The 1,431-nt window shown below is 47.2% G+C and carries 2 protein-coding genes; both read right to left on the bottom strand.

From position 1 onward, the window contains the following. Nucleotides 1-33 precede the first annotated feature (33 nt). Nucleotides 34-1,020 carry an ISAon1 family transposase gene (locus B153_RS0132150; protein ID WP_157635001.1) on the bottom strand — a complete coding sequence of 329 codons (987 nt, stop codon included), beginning with the start codon at nt 1,018-1,020 and terminating at the stop codon, nt 34-36. After that, nucleotides 989-1,360 carry an ISAon1 family transposase N-terminal region protein gene (locus B153_RS0132145; RefSeq protein WP_020600870.1) on the bottom strand — a complete coding sequence of 124 codons (372 nt, stop codon included), beginning with the start codon at nt 1,358-1,360 and terminating at the stop codon, nt 989-991. The genes B153_RS0132150 and B153_RS0132145 overlap by 32 nt, the downstream gene beginning before the upstream one ends. Between the last annotated feature and the right edge of the window lie 71 nt (nt 1,361-1,431).

Raw genomic sequence — 1,431 nt, 5'->3', positions numbered from 1 at the left:
GGATCAAGGATAATACTTGTGGAGTAACTTGGATTAAGCATATAATTGAGACAGCCTATATAAGAAGAATGCCACGTTACCAACCCCTCTGAACTGAGCCCGAAACGCCTTGATCTTGGCATTGAATGACTCCGCTGAGGCATTCGTACTGCGGTTGTCAAAGTAGTTGAGAATCGTTTCATAGTGATTCTGGATCGAACGAGCCACCGTGTTGAAGGCCTTAAAACCCGCTTGGCGGACTTTCTCATGCCATTTAGCCAACCGGGCTAAGCCGTAGAGCTTATCGGTCGTATGCTCAAAAATATGGCTTAGCGACTGACTCAACTCATAGGCTTGCTTCAAATCAGGATACCGCTCAAAAAGCAGACCAGCCCGCTCTTGTTGACTAGCTGTCCAAGCCGATGCCTTTTTATAGAGTACATAGCGACTGCGAGCCAGCAACTGTTTCACCGTATCGCCATTAGAAAGTAACTCGGGTTGATAACCCATCTGGTGGAGCTTAGCCTGCTCAAGAGCCTGATTTTCGGCTTCCAAGGCTTGCCAGCGATACTGGATGCGCATGTCCTGAACCGCTTCTAGGGCCAATTGTTGTACATGAAAACGGTCAGTTACCTGAGTAGCCTTAGGAAAACATTTCTTAGCGATCAGAGCCATATTACCTGCCATGTCTAAGGTGACTTCCTTGACCTTTTTCCGCTGGTTTACAGGTAACTTACGTAACACTTCAATCACGGTCTCGGCCTTTGTGCCAGCCATAATGGCCACGATACTGCCCTTGCCCCCTTTGGCAGCCTTATTGGTCAGAATCGTATACAGTTCGCCATGCGATAAACTGGTTTCATCAATGGATAGCTGTGTGCCCAGATTTTGAGGAAATAAAAGCCATTGTTTAGCATGGGAACGCTGAGGCCAATGCGTAAACTCACTTAGCTGAGTACGGTATTGGCGGGCCAGCCGGTTGCCATCCACCCCATACAAACGACCAAGGCTATTGGTACTGTGGGGGGACGAATCCGTCAATTTCTTTTAAAAAAGCCGCGAAGTCTGTCGTCATTCGCGTGCCTTGTGCTACCTGGTTCCAGTCCCGTTGCTCTACTGTACCGGTTTTGGTATTGAGCCAGCGACGGCGTTTGATATGCAAGAAAACTCGATTGTCTCGAATGGGAAAGTCTTGAATAGTAATTTCTGGCAGAAAGCCTTTGGAGAGTAGGTCTGGTTTTGCCCTACCGGCGTCTTCATAGTTGTTTTCTTCCAAATACAGATGAAGTACTTCTAGGGACTTCTCGACACGCGTCAATTGATAATAGGATAGGATGAACTCGGGCAAGAGGTATTCGACTAAAGGCAAGAAACTTTCCAAAACGGCTCGGTTTGATCAAACGTACAAACCTAGAAAAATACAACGCCCTCCACAAGTATTGTCCTTGATCC

This window comes from Spirosoma panaciterrae DSM 21099 (assembly GCF_000374025.1).
GTDB classification, from domain to species: Bacteria; Bacteroidota; Bacteroidia; order Cytophagales; family Spirosomataceae; genus Spirosoma; species Spirosoma panaciterrae.
Note: the sequence above shows the minus strand (reverse complement) of the source record. Positions and strands in the feature narration are given on the sequence as shown.